At 54.8% G+C, this 17,004-nt stretch carries 15 protein-coding genes; 5 read left to right on the top strand and 10 right to left on the bottom strand.

Features of this window, described 5'->3' with window-relative positions; translation table 11 throughout:
* Positions 1-381 precede the first annotated feature (381 nt).
* Positions 382-1,320 carry a transcriptional regulator LrhA gene (gene lrhA / locus CWR52_RS19370; protein WP_021241557.1) on the bottom strand — a complete coding sequence of 313 codons (939 nt, stop codon included), beginning with the start codon at positions 1,318-1,320 and terminating at the stop codon, positions 382-384.
* A gap of 938 nt (positions 1,321-2,258) precedes the next feature.
* Between lrhA and alaA the strand changes: the two genes are divergently transcribed.
* Positions 2,259-3,473, top strand: coding sequence for an alanine transaminase AlaA (gene alaA / locus CWR52_RS19365; protein WP_008500204.1), 1,215 nt, complete (start codon positions 2,259-2,261; stop codon positions 3,471-3,473).
* Between the two features lie 118 nt (positions 3,474-3,591).
* Positions 3,592-4,191 (top strand): 5'-deoxynucleotidase, encoded by a 600-nt coding sequence (gene yfbR, locus CWR52_RS19360; RefSeq protein WP_008503531.1) that lies wholly within the window; start codon positions 3,592-3,594, stop codon positions 4,189-4,191.
* Between the two features lie 80 nt (positions 4,192-4,271).
* Here the strand turns inward: yfbR and CWR52_RS19355 are convergent, their stop codons facing one another.
* The 4 genes from CWR52_RS19355 to yfbV all read right to left on the bottom strand — a co-directional run bounded on the left by CWR52_RS19355 (position 4,272) and on the right by yfbV (position 7,892).
* Positions 4,272-6,104, bottom strand: coding sequence for an SLC13 family permease (locus tag CWR52_RS19355; protein ID WP_104950462.1), 1,833 nt, complete (start codon positions 6,102-6,104; stop codon positions 4,272-4,274).
* Positions 6,105-6,179: 75 nt separating this feature from the next.
* Positions 6,180-6,839: a sugar phosphatase gene (locus tag CWR52_RS19350; RefSeq protein ID WP_104950461.1), complete on the bottom strand. Its 660-nt coding sequence runs from the start codon at positions 6,837-6,839 to the stop codon at positions 6,180-6,182.
* An 11-nt stretch (positions 6,840-6,850) separates the two neighbouring features.
* Positions 6,851-7,345, bottom strand: coding sequence for a YfbU family protein (locus tag CWR52_RS19345; protein WP_008502874.1), 495 nt, complete (start codon positions 7,343-7,345; stop codon positions 6,851-6,853).
* Between the two features lie 91 nt (positions 7,346-7,436).
* Positions 7,437-7,892, bottom strand: a complete 456-nt coding sequence (yfbV, locus tag CWR52_RS19340; protein WP_008502875.1) for a terminus macrodomain insulation protein YfbV — start codon at positions 7,890-7,892, stop codon at positions 7,437-7,439.
* Between the two features lie 337 nt (positions 7,893-8,229).
* Here yfbV and ackA point away from each other — a divergent pair, with 337 nt between their 5' ends.
* Both ackA and pta read left to right on the top strand, forming a co-directional pair.
* Positions 8,230-9,432, top strand: a complete 1,203-nt coding sequence (gene ackA, locus CWR52_RS19335; protein ID WP_045334289.1) for an acetate kinase — start codon at positions 8,230-8,232, stop codon at positions 9,430-9,432.
* A gap of 76 nt (positions 9,433-9,508) precedes the next feature.
* Positions 9,509-11,653: a phosphate acetyltransferase gene (gene pta, locus CWR52_RS19330; RefSeq protein ID WP_104950460.1), complete on the top strand. Its 2,145-nt coding sequence runs from the start codon at positions 9,509-9,511 to the stop codon at positions 11,651-11,653.
* Positions 11,654-11,764: 111 nt separating this feature from the next.
* Here pta and CWR52_RS19325 read toward each other — a convergent pair whose 3' ends face one another.
* The 5 genes from CWR52_RS19325 to CWR52_RS19305 form a co-directional block, all read right to left on the bottom strand.
* Complete coding sequence (locus CWR52_RS19325; protein ID WP_104950459.1) at positions 11,765-12,718, bottom strand: transketolase family protein; 954 nt, start codon at positions 12,716-12,718, stop codon at positions 11,765-11,767.
* Entirely contained in the window at positions 12,711-13,541 is an 831-nt protein-coding gene (locus tag CWR52_RS19320) for a transketolase (RefSeq protein WP_045908730.1), read from the bottom strand. The genes CWR52_RS19325 and CWR52_RS19320 overlap by 8 nt, the downstream gene beginning before the upstream one ends.
* Entirely contained in the window at positions 13,538-14,929 is a 1,392-nt protein-coding gene (locus tag CWR52_RS19315) for a PTS ascorbate transporter subunit IIC (protein ID WP_023617386.1), read from the bottom strand. The genes CWR52_RS19320 and CWR52_RS19315 overlap by 4 nt, the downstream gene beginning before the upstream one ends.
* A gap of 21 nt (positions 14,930-14,950) precedes the next feature.
* On the bottom strand, positions 14,951-15,223 hold the full coding sequence (locus CWR52_RS19310) for a PTS sugar transporter subunit IIB (protein WP_024908960.1): 273 nt from the start codon (positions 15,221-15,223) through the stop codon (positions 14,951-14,953).
* An 80-nt stretch (positions 15,224-15,303) separates the two neighbouring features.
* Complete coding sequence (locus CWR52_RS19305; protein WP_104950458.1) at positions 15,304-15,747, bottom strand: PTS sugar transporter subunit IIA; 444 nt, start codon at positions 15,745-15,747, stop codon at positions 15,304-15,306.
* A gap of 234 nt (positions 15,748-15,981) precedes the next feature.
* Here CWR52_RS19305 and CWR52_RS19300 point away from each other — a divergent pair, with 234 nt between their 5' ends.
* Positions 15,982-17,001 carry a LacI family DNA-binding transcriptional regulator gene (locus CWR52_RS19300; RefSeq protein ID WP_104950457.1) on the top strand — a complete coding sequence of 340 codons (1,020 nt, stop codon included), beginning with the start codon at positions 15,982-15,984 and terminating at the stop codon, positions 16,999-17,001.
* The last annotated feature ends 3 nt before the right edge of the window (positions 17,002-17,004 follow it).

Here is a 17,004-nt window from a genome sequence, read left to right as displayed (position 1 = left end):
TTCCGTCAAATGTATGTTGTTGAATCGTGTCCGTTTCGGAAGTAAAAAAAATAACCCTCCTATTTTGACAGGATTTGCCAACGATTCCTCCCCCCAAATAGGAGTATTTTCTTGATCTGCGACACGCTTTTGTTAATTCAACCTGGAAAACGGCAACATATTTCCTGTTTTTTTAACATAGGAGGGATATGGATGAAGTTAGAACGGAAAACGGACAAGTTTTAAGCAAAAGCATTTAGCTTATTGATAAATAGAGAATATCCTGAAAATCCATGCGCCATAAGCGGGTATTTTTGCTAAAAAAAAGCCACTGCATGTGAAAATCACACGAGTGGCTTTTTTTTACACTTACATTTTGTTACCAGAATTCTGAGCGGGCGATCACTCAAAATCCCCTTCAACGATCAGGGAGTCATCCCCCCCTTCGGAGGTAACGCGCTCGAACTGCCACGGGTTATGGTAGTTTTCCATCGCCTCGAACACCACCTTCGCCAGTTCGTTATGACTGGACGAATTGTGGCAGAGCAGATACTCCGTATCCGGCAGTGCAGGCAGGCCATCGGATTTGCCCAGAACGCGCAGATCGGGGCTCATCATTTCTACCGGACGGGCGGTGACACCCAGACCGGCTTTCACGGCGGCACGCACCGCTGGCAGCGTGGATGCCACATACGCCAGACGCCACGGAATATTGGCCTCATTCAGCGCCGTCAGTACCATATCGCGGAACGGGCTCGGGTCATCCAGCAACACCAGCGGCACCGGCTCCCCTTTTTGCAGCACGTATTCGGCCGCGCAATACCAGTGCGTAGGCGATGTACGCAGCGTCAGGCAGTCAAACTGCCCGGGACGATGCGTGGTGACCACCAGGTCGACTTTATTCTCATTTAACATCTCAACCATAAAAGCATTGCGCTTTACGCTCACGTCCAGCGCAAGCTTCGGATAAACCGAACTAATACGATTGAGAAGAAACGGCAATATAGTATCCGCTGACTCATCAGATGCACCTAACGTTAGCACGCCCTGAAGGTTGCTAAACATTAATGACATACATGCTTCATCATTAAAGCGAAGAATTTTCCTGGCATAACCCAGAAGCTGAATACCGTGTTCCGTTAAGAGCTTATTACGCCCGTGACGGGCAAAAAGCTCTTTACCAACCAGTTGCTCCAGCCGCTGCATTTGCTGGCTGACGGCGGACTGAGTTCGGCAAACGGCGGCAGCAGCTGCTGCAAAAGTGTTGAGATCGGCGACCGCAACAAACGTTCTCAGCAGATCGAGGTCGAGATTCATTATCGGACGATTTGCATTTATCATATCTATTCACTTTCAGGTTGCTCGTGCGGAGCTGCCCGGGTTGAAGCTGTGTGTGTACAGTTAAGCAATTCCCTCTGAAGATTTTCCCTCGCATCCCGGCCCGGCAGACTGCCTGACAGATAGTTATTGTGCTGCTTTATATCAACAGTCAGAAAGCACGTTTCATGACGATATTTTTATTCTCTTAAACGTTCAGGATATTTAGATGTTCGCAGGTTTATGTAAATTACATTAAAGGTATAACACCTTTTCTGCCATCTGTATCGCAGCGCTGTCAACGTAGCAGGAGATGTGCGACACATTCCAGCCAGAGATAACTCTAACAATAACAATCAATTAATGAGAAAAACCAGTCACAGACATACAAAAAACGTGTTTCTGCACTCAGCTTTCCTGGAAGACATCTTAACCCAAATCCACTTTATTTATAAGTCTTATTGCAATATTGAGGATTAAAGAAGAATGTTAAGCTTCTAAACTAATTTTATTAAAATTAACTAAAGTTGCATTTTATAGGTTAATAATAAATAAATTTTAATTTAGATTAAGACCATTCATTAATGGCACTTAACATTAATTTCACATGGGTAACTTTTATCCACAGTATGCTATTACAGAAACAGGTCACAAGCATTCAGGTTTTACGAAAAGTCACTCAGGGTGACTGCCACCGCTGTCCAGCTCATCACTTATTTTTAACAGCACATTATACAGTATTTTTGTAAATGAATAGCACATTTAACCGAAGTTCTCGCTATGTGCACAACGTTAAGACAGTGAAAAAGCGTACGCACAGCGAAAAAGATTCATCAAAAATTTGCACCCCGCACAAAATCTTCTACTGCACACCCTTCAAAACGAAGCGAGGGGGGAGTACATTATTCCGTGCTGACTTCCACGGCAGGGAGCGGCAATAATAGCGAAAAGGTTAAAGGTTCATGTCCCCTATCGAAAAATCCAGCAAGCTAGATAACGTCTGTTATGACATCCGCGGCCCGGTTCTGAAAGAGGCAAAACGCCTTGAAGAAGAAGGCAACAAGGTTCTGAAACTCAACATTGGTAACCCTGCGCCATTTGGTTTTGAAGCGCCGGATGAAATTCTGGTTGATGTGATCCGCAACCTTCCCACTGCACAAGGCTATTGCGATTCAAAAGGACTTTACTCCGCACGTAAAGCCATCATGCAGCACTACCAGGCACGTGGTATGCGCGATGTTACCGTTGAGGATATCTATATCGGCAACGGCGTCTCCGAACTGATTGTGCAAGCCATGCAGGCCCTGCTGAACAGCGGGGACGAAATGCTGGTCCCTGCGCCGGACTATCCGCTGTGGACGGCTGCCGTGTCGCTGTCCAGTGGTAAAGCGGTGCACTATCTGTGCGACGAATCCTCTGACTGGTTCCCGGACCTGGACGATATTCGCGCAAAAATTACGCCCCGCACGCGCGGTATCGTGATCATTAACCCGAACAACCCGACGGGCGCGGTCTACTCAAAAGAGTTGCTGATGGAGATCGTCGAGCTGGCGCGTCAGCACAACCTGATCATCTTCGCCGACGAAATTTACGACAAGATCCTGTACGACGCGGCGCAGCACCACTCCATCGCCGCGCTGGCCCCGGACCTGCTGACCGTTACCTTTAACGGCCTGTCCAAAACCTATCGCGTGGCCGGTTTCCGTCAGGGCTGGATGGTGTTAAACGGTCCGAAAAAACATGCCAAAGGCTATATTGAAGGGCTGGAGATGCTGGCCTCCATGCGTTTATGCGCCAACGTTCCGGCACAGCACGCGATCCAGACCGCGCTCGGCGGCTATCAGAGCATTAGCGAGTTTATCGTGCCCGGTGGTCGCCTGTACGAACAGCGTAACCGCGCGTGGGAACTGATTAACGATATCCCGGGCGTCTCCTGCGTGAAGCCGAATGGCGCGCTCTACATGTTCCCGAAAATTGACGCGAAGCGCTTTAATATTCACGACGACCAGAAAATGGTGCTTGATTTCCTCCTGCAGGAAAAAGTGCTGCTGGTTCAGGGCACAGCGTTTAACTGGCCGTGGCCGGATCACGTGCGTATCGTGACGCTGCCGCGCGAAGATGACCTGGAAATGGCCATCAGCCGCTTCGGGCGCTTCCTCTCCGGATACCATCAGTAACGTTGCCTTTCTGCCGGGTGGCGCTGCGCTTACCCGGCCTACAAAATCCGCAAATTTGCATCTTACCTCCCCTCCCCGCACAATGAACGCCTGTCGCAGTGAAGACAAAAGGTAACCTATGAGTCAGAGTCATTTCTTTGCCCACCTCTCCCGCCTGAAACTCATCAACCGCTGGCCGCTGATGCGCAATGTTCGCACGGAAAATGTGTCAGAGCACAGCCTGCAGGTCGCGATGGTCGCTCACGCGCTGGCCGCCATTAAAAACCGCAAATTCAACGGTCAGGTCAATCCAGAGCGCATCGCCCTGCTGGCGATGTACCACGATGCGTCAGAAGTGCTGACCGGCGATCTGCCTACGCCGGTGAAATATTTCAACTCGCAAATTGCGCAGGAATATAAGGCCATTGAAAAAATTGCCCAGCAGAAGCTGATTGAGATGGTGCCCGAAGAACTGCGTGATATCTTCGAGCCGCTTATCAACGAGCATCAGTACACGGAAGATGAAAAGTCGCTGGTCAAACAGGCCGACGCGCTCTGCGCCTACCTCAAGTGTCTGGAAGAGTTGTCCGCGGGGAATAACGAATTTTTACTGGCAAAAACGCGTCTGGAAAAAACGCTGGAATCCCGCCGCAGCGAAGAGATGGATTACTTTATGCAGGTGTTTGTACCGAGCTTCCATCTGTCGCTGGATGAGATTAGCCAGGATTCGCCACTCTGATTTTCGCCCAGCGGCGCTGCGCTTGCAGGGCCTACGGGATTGTAGGCCGGGTAAGGCGTAGCCGCCACCCGGCAAAATGCTCAGAACGGGAACAGAACCGGTATCAATACCACGCACACCACCATCACCAGCACGGTGAACGGCACGCCCAGCTTCACGAAATCACTGAATCGATAGTTCCCCGGCCCCAGCACCAGCGTGTTTACCGGTGAAGAGACCGGCGTCATAAATGCCGCTGAGGCCGCCATTGCGACCATCATCGCAAAAGGATACGGCGACACGCCCATGGATTTGGCCATCGCCAGCGCAATCGGCGCCATCAGTACCGCCGTCGCGGTATTGGAGATAAACAGACCGATGGTGGCACACATGATAAACAGGCAGACCATCATCATGTACGGCCCATACCCGCCGCCCACGTCCATTAAGCCTTTAACGATCAGATCCACCCCGCCGGTTTTTTGCAGCGCCAGGGCGAAGGGCATCATCCCGACAATGAGAATGATGCTCGGCCAGTGAATGGCTTTATAGGCGCTTTCGGCGTCAATACAGCGGAATTTGCCCATCAACAGGCAGGCAATAATTGCCGCGACCGGATTGGGGATCTCATCGGTCAGCATCAGCGCCACCATCAGCACCAGACAGAAAATTGCGTGCGGGGCCTGGCTGTGGGCCGGGGAGGCATCGCTCTCCTCAACAGGCATGTTGAGCACCACAAAATCGCGCCCTTTTTGTCCGAGCTGGCTAATGAGCTTCCAGTTACCGACGACGAGAAAGATATCGCCCAGCAGGATCGGCTCATCCACCACCGCCCCTTCCATCGCTACGCCATCGCGCTTCAGCCCCACGACGTTCAGGCCATAGCGGGTACGGAACCCCATCTCCCGCACGGTTTTACCCAGTAGTTCCGACTCCGGGATCAGCGACACCTCGGCCATGCCGACATCCAGCGCCTGATCGGAGAAATATTCCCCACGTAAGACCATCGGCTCCAGCAGCTGTTCGCTGCAGAATTCGCGCAGGTCCACATCCGCGGTGGACATATCAATCAGCAGGACGTCACGGGCGCGGAATTCCGACACCCCGTTAACGTTGACGATCACCCGACGAAACCGTCGCCAGCGCTCTACGCCGATCACATTCGCGCCATAGCGCTCACGCAGCTTCAGGTCATCCAGCCGCTGTCCCACCATCGGCGAGCCAGGACGAATAGCCAGACGGCGCGCGCGCCCGGTAAGGCGGTACTCTTTAATCAAATCGCGGAAGGTGCGTCGCTTCCACCCTTCTTTATTTTTTTCCTGTTTTTCACCTTTCAGGGCAAACCGGGTCAGCAGCATGTAGACCACGCCCAATACCAGAATGACCAGCCCCAGCGGGGTGACGCTGAAAAAGCTGAAGCCCTCAAATCCTTCCCGGATCAGTTCGCTGTTGACGACCAGGTTCGGCGGCGTGGCCACCAGCGTCATCATGCCGCTGATCAAACCGGCAAAACTCAGAGGCATCATCAGGCGTGACGGCGAGCTCTGCATCCGCATGGAGACGCTCAACACCACCGGGATAAAGATGGCGACCACGCCCGTGGAGCTCATAAACGCCCCCAGCCCGGCGACGGTCACCATCAGGTAGATCAGCATCTTGGTTTCGCTGTTGCCAGCCACCTTCACCAGCCACGACCCCATAATGGTCGCCACACCGGTGCGCACCAGCCCATCGCCGATGATAAACAGGGCAGCAATCAGGATAACGTTGGGATCGCTAAATCCGGCGAAGGCTTCCGGTAGCGTGAGCGTACCGCTCAGCACAAACGCGACGATGACAAACAGGGCGACGGCGTCCATGCGTACCTTGCCCGTTGCAAAAAGAATGATGGCGATTAAAAGCAGGCTCAGGACCCAAATCAGTTCACCGTTCACAACTTATCCTTGTCAGTGGAAGATGAGGAATTTTGCCATAAAAAAGCCCCAGCAATGTGGGGCCATATCATGGGATTACACTTTTAGCGAGACGGTTACAACTCCGTCAGAGGCTTTTGAAACAGACAGTGCCGTCAGTGAATCCAGCACCAAATCTGCCTCGTCCAGCCGGGGGGATCCGGCCGGAACGTTAACAGCGATGACGTGACTTCCTGCGTTCAACCCGGCCAGTACGCCAGCCGCCGCATCTTCCACCACCACGCACTCTGCAGGGGCGAGGCCCAGCAGTTCAGCGCCCAGTAAAAATGCGTCAGGCTCCGGTTTACCCCGCTTCACGCGCTCCGCCGTGATAAACACGTCCGGCGTCGGCAACCCTGCCGCCTTGTGCCGGGCGTGGGCAACCGGCACGGAACCGGAGGTGACGATAGCCCACGGGATCTGCGCCTCGTTCAGATGCTCAAGCAGTTCGCGCGCGCCCGGTAACGCGGTGATGCCGTCCGTATCGGTGGCTTCAATGTGTTCCAGGTATTTGAACTCCGCCTGAATGTCGTCCTCAGAGCGTCCGGCCAGGAAGTGCCGTAGCGAGGTGATGGCCTGTTTGCCATGGATAAAATTCAGCACGTCCTGATGCTCGATGCCATGTCTGTCAGCCCAATGACACCAGGAACGCTCCACAACCGGCAGCGAATCCACCAGCGTACCGTCCAGATCAAACAGAAAACCTCTACACTGCACACGCACCTCCGTCAGGCATTAATGATTTGTTGAATTTCGTTGCTGCTTAAATGGTACTGACGCGGGCAGGCATGCCACGCGCTCAGCATGCGCTGATATTTATCCCACATCGGGGTCTGCGCGTTGAAGCCGTGGGTACCCGCGTCAAAGTGGGTATAACGTCCTTCTGTATTCACCATAAAGCGAACATAGCTGAGATAACGCGCTTCCGTTGCGGCATCAAAGCCTAAGAAGGTGACGCGGCGCTCGTCAATGGACTGTTGATCTTTGAGATTCGTCCAGGAGACGTGCAGGGCGTGATACATCTCCATAATGTCGATCACGATGCGACAGGTTTCTTCTTTCAGCTCGCCAAACTCGCGGTCCAGTTCGCGCATTTGCAGACCAAAGCCGCGTTCGACGATGGTTTGCAGGCGGCTGTAGCGCGCAGCGTTATCGGGATCAAGCATAGTCATCATCTTGTACTGGTTGGACAAAATCAGACGTTGAGCATGGGTCATTTCCATCTTTCGACTCCTGTAGCGCATTGCACTTAAAAAAAAGACACGGTAACTGATTGTTACTGTGCCTTCTTTTCGTCGTCGTTTCGATGATCAATCACAAATCATCGAGGAATGTTTTATCCAGTTGCTTAAAAGCACGCTTTAACGTGTCCGCCAGCGCCTGGTAATCCGGCTTGCCTTCCACCGGGGCGAGCGCCTGACCGGCCTCTTCCAGCTTACCGCGCACTTCATAAAACCAGTGTAAAATAGAAGGAGGAAGTGGCGTGATGGACCGTTTACCTAACCACCACAGGCCCTGCATCGGCAGGCTTAATGCGAAGAGCGCCGTGGCAACGGCAGGTCCAAGCTGCCCACCCAGCGCAATCTGCCAGCACAGCGTAAAGATAGCGACAGGCGGCATAAAGCGAATCGCATAGCGCGTGGCGCGAATGGTGCGATTCTCAATAAACATCGGCGCAAGGCGCTTTTCCATTGGCCACGTCTTTGCGTAATGCTGTCCCCGACGAAACAGACTGAAGAAATTTACGGACGGGTTCTCTGGTGTCGACATGGCTGTACCTCAACTTCACATATAAAAATTAAAATTTTCGTGCAAAACCACAACAAGCTATGACAACGTTCAAAATATTTTGTCATCTCTACCCCGTATCGGGTATCCTGTGCCAGCCTGATAGGGCCATAGACGAGAATCATTAGCTCGTCAAATTATTGCATATTATGCCATTGGCTGAAAATTGTGCAAAATGGCATAAAATCATAGTTATTTCTTCCATCATGCCACAATGTTCGTTTGGCATGATGTTAATCATAAATGTCCGAGTCATCATGCGTTACGCTGTTAGACTCACTGACGTTTTTTTAGCCACGTATCAATAATAGGTACTTCCATGTCGAGTAAGTTAGTACTGGTTCTGAACTGCGGTAGCTCCTCACTGAAATTCGCCATCATCGATGCGCTCAACGGTGACGAATACCTCTCTGGTTTGGCCGAATGTTTCCATCTGCCTGAAGCACGTATCAAGTGGAAGATGGACGGCAGCAAACAAGAAGCGGCTTTAGGTGCAGGCGCCGCTCACAGTGAAGCGCTGAACTTTATCGTTAACACTATTCTGGCACAAAAACCAGAACTGTCTGCTCAGCTGACTGCGATTGGTCACCGTATCGTCCACGGCGGCGAAAAATACACCAGCTCCGTCGTGATCGACGACTCTGTGATCCAGGGCATCAAAGACTCTGCCTCTTTCGCACCGCTGCACAACCCGGCTCACCTGATCGGTATCGCTGAAGCGCTGAAATCCTTCCCGAATCTGAAAGACAAAAACGTGGCCGTATTTGATACCGCGTTCCATCAGACCATGCCGGAAGAGTCTTACCTCTATGCCCTGCCATACAGCCTGTACAAAGAGCACGGCGTACGTCGTTACGGCGCGCACGGCACCAGCCACTTCTATGTGACTCAGGAAGCGGCAAAAGTGCTGAACAAGCCGGTTGAAGAACTGAACATCATCACCTGCCACCTGGGCAACGGTGGTTCTGTATCGGCTATCCGCAACGGTAAATGTGTTGATACGTCCATGGGTCTGACCCCGCTGGAAGGTCTGGTGATGGGTACCCGTTCCGGTGACATCGACCCGGCGATCATCTTCCACCTGCACGACACCCTGGGCATGAGCGTTGACCAGATCAACAAAATGCTGACCAAAGAGTCTGGCCTGCTGGGCCTGACCGAAGTCACCAGCGACTGCCGTTACGTTGAAGACAACTACGCAGAGAAAGAAGACGCTAAACGTGCAATGGACGTTTACTGCCACCGTCTGGCGAAGTACATCGGCTCTTACACTGCGCTGATGGAAGGCCGTCTGGACGCGGTTATCTTCACCGGTGGTATCGGTGAGAACGCGGCAATGGTTCGTGAACTGTCCCTGGGCAAACTGGGCGTTCTGGGCTTCGAGGTTGATCACGAGCGTAACCTGGCTGCCCGCTTCGGCAAGTCTGGCTTCATCAACAAAGAAGGCACCCGCCCTGCTCTCGTTATCCCAACTAACGAAGAACTGGTCATCGCGCAAGACGCGCACCGTCTGACTGCCTGATTCCACACCGCCAGCAATGCTGGCGGTGCTGTTTTGTAACCCGCCCCATTTGGGCGGTAACGAAAGAGGATAAACCGTGTCCCGTACTATTATGCTGATCCCTACCGGAACCAGCGTCGGCCTGACCAGCGTCAGCCTTGGCGTGATCCGTGCTATGGAACGCAAAGGCGTTCGTCTGAGCGTCTTTAAGCCAATCGCCCAGCCACGTGCCGGTGGCGATGCGCCAGACCAGACCACCACCATCGTTCGCAAAAACTCCAATCTGCCAGCGGCTGAACCGCTGAAGATGAGCCACGTTGAGTCTCTGCTCTCCAGCAACCAGAAAGACGTGCTGATGGAAGAGATCATCGCCAACTACCATGCTAACGCGCAAGACGCGGAAGTGGTGCTGGTTGAAGGTCTGGTGCCAACCCGCAAACACCAGTTTGCCCAGTCCCTGAACTTCGAAATTGCGAAAACCCTGAACGCAGAGATCGTTTTCGTGATGTCTCAGGGCACCGACACCCCGGAACAGCTGAACGAGCGTATCGAACTGACGCGCAGCAGCTTCGGCGGCGCGAAAAATACCAACATCACCGGCGTGATCGTCAACAAGCTGAACGCGCCAGTGGATGAGCAGGGCCGTACTCGCCCTGACCTGTCCGAGATCTTCGACGACTCGTCCAAAGCGAAAGTCATCAAAGTTGACCCGGCTAAGCTGCAGGAATCCAGCCCGCTGCCAGTACTGGGCGCGGTGCCATGGAGCTTCGATCTGATTGCCACCCGTGCAATCGACATGGCGCGTCACCTGAACGCGACCGTGATTAACGAAGGCGACATCAACACCCGTCGCGTGAAGTCCGTGACCTTCTGTGCGCGTAGCATTCCGCACATGCTGGAACACTTCCGCGCAGGTTCCCTGCTGGTGACTTCCGCAGACCGTCCTGACGTTCTGGTTGCAGCCTGTCTGGCCGCAATGAACGGCGTGGAAATCGGTGCGATCCTGCTGACCGGTGCCTACGAGATGGACCCACGCGTCAGCAAGCTGTGCGAACGCGCGTTCGCTACCGGCCTGCCGGTCTTCATGGTGAACACCAACACCTGGCAGACCTCCCTGAGCCTGCAGAGCTTCAACCTGGAAGTGCCGGTTGATGACCACGAGCGTATCGAGAAAGTTCAGGAATACGTTGCGGGCTACATCAACGCAGACTGGATCGAATCCCTGACCGCGACCTCCGAGCGCAGCCGCCGTCTGTCTCCGCCAGCATTCCGTTACCAGCTGACCGAGCTGGCGCGTAAAGCAGGCAAACGCGTTGTTCTGCCAGAAGGCGACGAACCACGTACCGTTAAAGCGGCTGCTATCTGTGCAGAGCGCGGCATCGCGACCTGTGTGCTGCTGGGTAACCCGGATGAGATCAACCGCGTAGCGGCCTCTCAGGGCGTTGAGCTGGGCGCAGGCATCGAAATCGTTGACCCTGAAGTGGTTCGCGAAAGCTACGTTGCCCGTCTGGTTGAGCTGCGTAAGAGCAAGGGCATGACCGAAGCCGTTGCGCGTGAGCAGCTGGAAGACAACGTGGTGCTGGGCACGCTGATGCTGGAGCAGGACGAAGTTGACGGCCTGGTTTCCGGTGCGGTTCACACCACGGCGAACACCATCCGTCCACCGCTGCAGCTGATCAAAACTGCGCCAGGCAGCTCTCTGGTGTCTTCTGTGTTCTTCATGCTGCTGCCTGAACAGGTTTACGTTTACGGCGACTGCGCGATCAACCCGGATCCAACCGCAGAGCAGCTGGCTGAGATCGCTATCCAGTCCGCAGACTCCGCGACCGCTTTCGGTATCGAGCCGCGCGTGGCGATGCTCTCCTACTCCACCGGCACCTCAGGTGCAGGTAGCGACGTAGAGAAAGTGCGTGAAGCGACCCGTATTGCGCAGGAAAAACGTCCTGATCTGATGATCGACGGCCCGCTGCAGTACGACGCCGCGGTCATGGCTGACGTTGCGAAATCCAAAGCGCCGAACTCACCGGTTGCTGGTCGCGCTACCGTGTTCATCTTCCCGGATCTGAACACCGGTAACACCACCTACAAAGCGGTACAGCGTTCTGCCGACCTGATCTCCATCGGGCCAATGCTGCAGGGCATGCGCAAACCTGTGAACGACCTGTCTCGTGGCGCACTGGTAGACGATATCGTCTACACCATCGCGCTGACCGCGATTCAGTCTTCACAGCAGCAGCAGTAAGCTAAAAAGCCCGGTGGCGCTAGCGCTTACCGGGCCTACGGTTTTGTAGGCCGGATAAGCGAAGCGCCATCCGGCAAGAAAGGCGACCACTAAACCGGTCGCCTTTTTTATTTACAGCAGTTCGCGCGCCGCCGATACAATGTCATGTGCCGTCAGGCCATACTCCTTCTGCAGGAAATCCTGCGTCCCTACCTGACCGTAGCGCTCCTTGACGCCCACCCGCCGCATCGGCACCGGGCAGGTTTCCACCAGCACTTCCGCCACCGCCGACCCCAGGCCGTTGTGAATGCTGTGGTTTTCACAGGTGACGATGCGCCCGGTTTTCTCGGCGTAGTTTTTCACCAGCATCCGGTCGATGGGCTTCAGGGTAAACATATCGATGACCGCCGCGCTGACGCCCTCCTGCTCAAGCTGGCGAGCGGCTTCCAGCGCTTCCGCCACCATGATGCCGTTGGCAATCAGGGTGATATCGCTCCCCTCGCGCAGCACGTTGCCTTTTCCGATGGTGAAGGTGGAGCCCGGGGCATAGACGCTCGGCGCCTGCTTACGGATGGTCCGCACCCAGTAGAAGCCGTCGAGATCGATAAGCTGGCGCAGCACGTCATCAAACATCACCGCATCGGTGACTTCGAGCACCACTGAGTGCGCCAGACCGCGCACGATGCCCATATCCTCAAACGACATATGCGTTCCGCCGTTGTGGCAGGCCGTCACGCCCGCGTCCGAGGCAATCACCTTCACGTTGTTGCGCTGATAGTCCAGGGACATAAACAGCTGGTCAAAGCAGCGACGGCTGGCAAACGCGGTGAAGGTGTGCACGAACGGTTTACGTCCGGTCAGCGACAGCCCGGCTGCCGTGCCAATGACGTTGGCCTCCATAATGCCGCAGTTAATCACGTGCTGCGGATAATCTCGCGCTACGCCGTCCATCGCCATCGAGCTCATCAGGTCTGCTTCGAGCGCAATGATGTCACTTCCGGCCTCAATCTGTTTTGCCACGAAGCCAGCGTAGACCTTACGCATCTCAACGGCGTCTTTCTGTCCTGCCGGTGCAACCTTAATCATGTGAAGCCTCCAGTTGGCGAATCGTCTCGTTGAGGGCCGCTTTGCTCTCTGCGGTCAATCGCAGGTGGTGTGAGTTACTGAGCTGCTCCAGATACGGCACCCCCTGGCCTTTGATGCTGTCGAGGATGACGACTAACGGACGCGCATCGGCTGCCGGGATGCGTGATGTCACTGCCAGCAGACCCGGAATGTCGTCCCCCTTCACCGTCGCCACGTCAAAGCCAAAGGCGCGGAATTTGCCCTCCAGGTCAAACGCGCTGATGATCTCGTCCAGCTCGCCGTCGAGCTGCTGTTTGTTCCAGTCGACAAATACCGTCAGGTTGTTCAGGCGATGGTGGGCGATAAACTGAAACGCCTCCCAGCACTGCCCTTCGTTCAGCTCGCCGTCGCCGACGATGCAGAAGACCCGATTCGGTCGCCCGGCCAGCCTGTGCGACAGCGCCATACCGCCCGCGATGGAAATCCCCTGCCCCAGCGAACCGGTAGTGGCGTCCACGCCGCGCGTTTTCAGGCGGTCCGGGTGGCTGGGCAGGCGCGTGCCGTTCTGGTTCAGCGTGCTCAGCTCTTCTGTCGGGAAGTATCCCTTGATCGCCAGCGTGCTGTAGAGCGCCGGACCCGCATGACCTTTCGACAGAACAAAGTAGTCGCGCTCCGGCCAGTCCGGATCCGCCGGGTCGATTTTCATCACCGCGCCGTACAGCACGGCCAGGGTTTCTACCACCGACATGCTGCCCCCGTAGTGGCCAAAGCCCAGCTGCGTCAGGGATTTCAGCGTCTCAAGACGGATCTGACGCGCGAGTTCGGTTATCTCTTTCTCATTCATGATTTGGCTCCGGTGTTTTCCTGCGCGTTACCGCCGGCAGGTTTGTTTTTCGCGAAGACGTTGTACGCCACCAGCAGCGCGAACAGCGCCACGACCAGCCCGGTGATGGCCAGCGGCGACAGGAAGCGCGCCAGGTTGCCGAGGACAATCCCGACCGCGCCGAAGTCGGCGTCAGAGAAGGTGGTGTTCGCAAAACCAATGGCGCCCAGTACCGGTAGCAGCAGGACCGGCAGGAAGGTAATCAGCAGGCCGTTGGCAAAGGCGCCAATCATTGCCCCGCGACGTCCGCCGGTGGCGTTACCGAACACGCCCGCCGTTGCGCCGGTGAAGAAGTGCGGCACCACGCCCGGGAGGATCAGCACCCAGCTAAACTGACCGCAGATGAACAACCCCACAATCCCGCCGAGGAAGCTGAACAGGAAGCCAATCAGCACCGCGTTAGGCGCATAGGGATAGACCACCGGGCAGTCCAGCGCAGGACGCGCGTTCGGCACCAGTTTTTCCGAGAAGCCGGTAAAGGCCGGAACGATTTCCGCCAGAATCAGGCGTACGCCCTGCAGAATGATGAACACCCCCGCCGCGAAGGTGATCGCCATGATGATGGCGTAGACGAGGTAGTTCTGGCCGGCGCTGAAGGTGGCCTCGACGTACTCGCGCCCGGCGCTCACCGCCATGATCAGGTAGATAATCATCATAGTCAGTGAGATGGAGATCGAGCTGTCGCGCAGGAAGCTCAGGTTCTTCGGCAGGTTCATCTCTTCCGTTGAGCGGGATCCTTTGCCGACCTTGCTGCCAATCCAGCCGGACAGCACGTAGCCCAGCGTGCCGAAGTGGCCGAAGGCAATCTCATCGTTGCCGGTAATACGCTTCATGTAGCGCTGCGCAATCGCCGGGAAGAAAGCCATGATCAGGCCAAGTATCAGCGACCCGGTAAAGACCAGCCCCACGCCCTCAAAGCCCGCCACCGTCAGGATCACGCCAATCATGCACGCCATATAAAACGTGTGGTGTCCGGTCAGGAAGATATACTTCAGGCGGGTAAAGCGGGCGACGATAATATTCGCCACCATCCCGAAGGCCATAATCAGCGCGGTCGCTGCACCGTATTTTTCCAGTGCAATGGACACGATCGCTTCATTGTTTGGAATAATGCCCTGGATAGTAAAGGCATGTTCAAACATACCGCCTAAGGGATTTAATGACCCGACCAGCACCGTGGCGCCGCCGCCCAGTACAATAAAGCCCAGGATGGTTTTAATGGTCCCTTTCACCACGTCGGAAAACGCTTTTTTCTGCGCAACCAGACCGATTAACGCAATTAAACCCACCAGCACCGAAGGGACTTTTAAAATATCAACAACGAAATTCAGCGTTTCAAGGATAAACATATCCACCTCGCCTTATCAGGGTTATTGTCTTTCGAACCAGCCGCGCAGCTGCGCTTCAAGTTCGTTGATGTCGATGATGTTGTTGATCACTACCAGCTGGCTTTCCGGCACGCTGGCGCTTGCGGCAATGTCTTTTGCCATCACGAACAGATCGGCCGCGCCCGGCGTGGCTGAGGAGAGATCGGAGTGTTCAACCTCAGCTTCAATCTCCAGCTTTTTGAGCACCTTTTTAATATTCATTTCGACCATAAAACTACTGCCCAGGCCAGAACCGCAAATAGCCATGATTTTCATTGTTGTCCCCTTATTTTGAGTAGAGTACGCCCCATCACGCTGACGCGTAATGTTGTGAAAAACCGGATTACAGAATTAAATCAGAAGCGGTTAATAATCGTTTTAATTTCCTCCAGGGTATTCGCCTGATGCAGTTTCTCCATATCCTCGTCGCTGGAAAATAATTCTGCGAGTGCGGATATCATTTCGATATGGCTATGTTTGTCCGGTGCCGCGAGCATAATAATGACGTCGACAGGGTCAAACTCACCGGCACCAAACGAGACGCCCTGTTTTAGTTTTAATAACGACAACCCCAGTCCTTTGGCGCCTTCCTCCGGCCGCGCATGCGGCATCGCCAGCCCTGGTGCCAGCACATAATAAGGTCCTAACGTGTGGTGCTGCTGGATGATGGCCGTGACGTATTCAGGCTCAATCACCTGCAAATCCAGCAGCGGCTTCGCGCACAGCTCCAGCGCCTGCGGCCAGTCTTCCACGCTCTCCTGCAGCGTGATGGTTGTATCATATATCCATTTTTTGAGCACTTTTCACTCCCGCGACACGCTTAAGATGAGCAAACTTTATTCAACGCATCACTGATTGACTGCGATCGCGATCACAAAGATAGCGCTACCAATGGTTATCATGCAGAAATGTGATAGCGCTATCAAATTGCAATCACGTTGCTAAATCACAGCAACAAAAGGGATTTAAGGCGTATACTGCCTGTCACGTGAAACGAAGGAAAATAAGAACGCGTCTGGTCAGCAGGAAGGTGTATGTCTCTAATCCGAAAACGGCGCAGTACTGGTAAAGTGACACTCGCCGATGTCGCACAGCTTGCCGGTGTGGGCACGATGACCGTGTCCCGTGCGCTTCGCACGCCCGAACAGGTTTCCGATAAACTACGAGAAAAAATTGAAGCTGCCGTGCAGGAACTGGGTTATATGCCTAATCTTGCCGCCAGTGCCCTGGCCTCGGCGTCGTCATGGACGATAGCCATGGTGGTGCCCAACCTCTCCGAAGCAGGCTGCTCTGAGATGTTCGCCGGGCTACAGCAGGTGCTGCAACCTGCCGGGTATCAGATCATGTTGGCTGAGTCCCAGCATCGTCTTGAGCAGGAGGAGAAACTGCTGGAGACGCTGCTGGCGTCGAACATTGCCGCCGCTATCCTGCTCAGCGTTGAACATACCGACACTGTTCGCCACTGGCTGAAAAACGCCTCAATTCCGGTGATGGAGATGGGCGCCATGCGCGCCGATCCGATTGATATGAATATCGGGATTGATAACGTGGCGGCCATGTATGAGCTCACGGAGATGGTCATTAAGCGCGGCTATCAGAATATTGGCCTGCTGTGTGCCAACCAGGAGCAGTGGATTTTCCAGCAGCATCTGCAGGGCTGGTACAAAGCCATGCTTCGCCACCATATGTCGCCGAACCGGGTCATTAACGCGGCGATGCCGCCGAGCTTCTCGACCGGCGCGGCGCAGCTGCCCGAGTTCCTGCTGGCCTGGCCGGAGCTGGATGCGCTGGTGTGCGTCTCTGACGAGCTGGCCTGCGGCGCGCTGTACGAGTGCCAGCGCAGGCGAATCAAAGTGCCGGACGATCTGGCGGTGGTAGGTTTTGGCGATAGCGACGTGAGCCGCGTCTGTCAGCCGCCGCTGACGACCATGGCGGTGCCGCATCGTAAGATTGGAATTGAAGCCGGGAAAGCGTTACTGGAGCGCCTGAATGGCGGAGACTGGCGCGATCAAAAACCCATCGCGTCCAGTCTGTGTCTGAGAGAGAGTTGCTGAAGC

Source organism: Enterobacter sp. SGAir0187 (genome assembly GCF_002952735.2).
GTDB lineage: Bacteria > Pseudomonadota > Gammaproteobacteria > Enterobacterales > Enterobacteriaceae > Enterobacter > Enterobacter quasiroggenkampii.
Note: the sequence above shows the minus strand (reverse complement) of the source record. Positions and strands in the feature narration are given on the sequence as shown.

Coding starts and splice junctions, on each gene's coding strand:
- lrhA (WP_021241557.1), bottom strand. CDS start 1,320: ATGATAAATGCAAATCGTCCGATAATGAATCTCGACCTCGATCTGCTG.
- alaA (WP_008500204.1), top strand. CDS start 2,259: ATGTCCCCTATCGAAAAATCCAGCAAGCTAGATAACGTCTGTTATGAC.
- yfbR (WP_008503531.1), top strand. CDS start 3,592: ATGAGTCAGAGTCATTTCTTTGCCCACCTCTCCCGCCTGAAACTCATC.
- CWR52_RS19345 (WP_008502874.1), bottom strand. CDS start 7,345: ATGGAAATGACCCATGCTCAACGTCTGATTTTGTCCAACCAGTACAAG.
- yfbV (WP_008502875.1), bottom strand. CDS start 7,892: ATGTCGACACCAGAGAACCCGTCCGTAAATTTCTTCAGTCTGTTTCGT.
- ackA (WP_045334289.1), top strand. CDS start 8,230: ATGTCGAGTAAGTTAGTACTGGTTCTGAACTGCGGTAGCTCCTCACTG.
- CWR52_RS19325 (WP_104950459.1), bottom strand. CDS start 12,718: ATGATTAAGGTTGCACCGGCAGGACAGAAAGACGCCGTTGAGATGCGT.
- CWR52_RS19320 (WP_045908730.1), bottom strand. CDS start 13,541: ATGAATGAGAAAGAGATAACCGAACTCGCGCGTCAGATCCGTCTTGAG.
- CWR52_RS19315 (WP_023617386.1), bottom strand. CDS start 14,929: ATGTTTATCCTTGAAACGCTGAATTTCGTTGTTGATATTTTAAAAGTC.
- CWR52_RS19310 (WP_024908960.1), bottom strand. CDS start 15,223: ATGAAAATCATGGCTATTTGCGGTTCTGGCCTGGGCAGTAGTTTTATG.
- CWR52_RS19300 (WP_104950457.1), top strand. CDS start 15,982: ATGTCTCTAATCCGAAAACGGCGCAGTACTGGTAAAGTGACACTCGCC.